This is a genomic window from Vibrio sp. 1069, assembly GCF_033340555.1.
In genome coordinates this window covers 1-905 of the sequence record NZ_JAWOWP010000175.1, presented here as the reverse complement: position 1 = coordinate 905, position 905 = coordinate 1, and the positions used below count along the sequence as shown (strand labels likewise).

Here is a 905-nt window from a genome sequence, read left to right as displayed (position 1 = left end):
TAGAGCGCCACTGGAAGGCGTTTGATAGTGCTGTGGGTCAACATCCTCCTCTTGTCTGCTACGCAGTAAAAGCCAACTCAAACTTGGGCGTACTGAACGCGCTGGCTCGTTTGGGTTCGGGTTTTGATATCGTATCTGGTGGTGAACTAGAGCGTGTGATTGCTGCGGGCGGTGATGCGAAGAAAGTCGTGTTTTCTGGGGTGGGTAAAACGCCAGCAGAAATGAAGCGCGCACTAGAGCTTGGCATCAAGTGCTTCAACGTTGAATCAGAGCCGGAACTTGAACGCTTGAATAAAGTGGCGGGCGAGCTTGGTGTGATTGCGCCTATTTCGCTACGTATTAACCCAGATGTTGACGCGAAAACTCACCCTTATATTTCGACTGGTCTTCGTGACAACAAATTTGGCATTGCGTTTGACCGCGCGCCAGAAGTGTATCAATTCGCCCAGAGCCTACCTAATCTGAATGTGCAAGGTATCGACTGCCATATTGGTTCTCAGTTAACGAGCATTGACCCATTTATTGATGCAACCGACCGTTTGCTGGCTTTGATTGATGACCTGAAAGCACAAGGCATCAACATTCGTCACCTCGACGTTGGTGGTGGCTTAGGCGTGGTATATCGTGATGAATTACCGCCTCAGCCGTCTGATTACGCGAAAGCGTTGTTGGGGCGTCTTGAAAATCATCAAGACCTAGAACTGATTTTTGAACCAGGCCGTGCGATTGCAGCAAACGCCGGTATTTTGCTCACCCGTGTGGAGTTCCTAAAACACACTGAGCATAAAAACTTTGCCATCATTGATGCGGCGATGAATGACTTGATGCGTCCAGCACTGTACCAAGCTTGGCAAGATATTGTGCCTGTTTCCCCTCGTAATGGTGAGCCACAAACTTACGATTTG

Annotated in this window: 1 protein-coding gene; it reads left to right on the top strand. The window is 49.1% G+C overall.

The genetic code is table 11. From position 1 onward, the window contains the following. Window positions 1-905: diaminopimelate decarboxylase (gene lysA, locus R7040_RS25270; protein ID WP_318097389.1), on the top strand; the 905-nt coding region annotated here is incomplete at both ends.